The organism is Streptomyces nogalater (assembly GCF_039532885.1).
GTDB classification, from domain to species: domain Bacteria; phylum Actinomycetota; class Actinomycetes; order Streptomycetales; family Streptomycetaceae; genus Streptomyces; species Streptomyces nogalater.
The window spans coordinates 1-1,093 of record NZ_BAAASM010000039.1; the positions used below are offsets into that span (position 1 = coordinate 1).

Here is a 1,093-nt window from a genome sequence, read left to right on the forward strand (position 1 = left end):
CGGCGCCCTCGGGATGGTCCGCCAGTGGCAGACCCTCTTCTACAACCAGCGCTACTCCAACACCGTGCTGCACAGCGGCCCGGACGACGTCAACCCGGACGCCCGGGGCACCCGGGTGCCGGACTTCGTGAAGCTGTCCGAGGCGATGGGCTGCGTGGCCCTGCGCTGCGAGCGCCCCGAGGACCTGGACAAGGTCATCGAGGAGGCCAACTCCATCAACGACCGTCCGGTGGTGGTCGACTTCATCGTCCACGAGGACGCGATGGTCTGGCCGATGGTCGCCGCCGGCACCTCCAACGACGAGATCATGGCCGCCCGGGACGTCCGCCCCGACTTCGGCGACAACGAAGACGACTGACCGTCAACAGGCAAGGAAGAGCAGAACACCATGTCCAAGCACACGCTCTCCGTCCTGGTGGAGAACACGCCGGGCATCCTCGCCCGGATCGCCGCCCTGTTCTCCCGGCGCGGCTTCAACATCGACTCCCTCGCGGTCGGCGTCACCGAGCACCCCGACATCTCCCGCATCACCATCGTGGTGAACGTCGAGGACCTGCCGCTGGAGCAGGTGACCAAGCAGCTCAACAAGCTCGTCAACGTGCTGAAGATCGTCGAGCTGGAGCCGGGTCAGGCCGTGCAGCGCGAACTCGTTCTGGTGAAGGTCCGCGCCGACAACGAGACCCGCTCCCAGATCGTGGAGATCGTCCAGCTGTTCCGCGCCAAGACCGTGGACGTCTCCCCGGAGGCCGTGACCATCGAGGCCACCGGTTCCAGCGACAAGCTGTCCGCCATGCTCAAGATGCTGGAGCCGTACGGCATCAAGGAGCTGGTCCAGTCCGGCACGATCGCGATCGGCCGCGGTGCCCGTTCGATCACGGACCGCTCGCTGCGCGCCCTCGACCGGACGGCATAAGACCCGTTGCGGGCGGCCGGCGATCAACGGCCGCCCGTATCCCGAGACCCCCGAACTTCCTTCCCGCCCGCCGTCATACGGTGGGACGCACCACCTGCACACAAGGAGAGAACCCAAAGTGGCCGAGCTGTTCTACGACGCTGACGCCGACCTGTCCATCATCCAGGGCCGCAAGGTCGC

General features: G+C 66.8%; 2 protein-coding genes. Both read left to right on the top strand.

The features are described 5' to 3' along the window. Nucleotides 1–358: thiamine pyrophosphate-dependent enzyme (locus ABD350_RS26800; RefSeq protein ID WP_344350979.1), on the top strand; the 358-nt coding region annotated here is incomplete at its 5' end. Between the two features lie 30 nt (nt 359–388). Continuing rightward, nucleotides 389–913: an acetolactate synthase small subunit gene (gene ilvN / locus ABD350_RS26805; protein WP_030793132.1), complete on the top strand. Its 525-nt coding sequence runs from the start codon at nt 389–391 to the stop codon at nt 911–913. Nucleotides 914–1,093 lie beyond the last annotated feature (180 nt).

Excerpts from the sequence above, each read along its gene's own strand:
- ilvN (WP_030793132.1), top strand. The coding sequence starts at position 389 with ATGTCCAAGCACACGCTCTCCGTCCTGGTGGAGAACACGCCGGGCATC.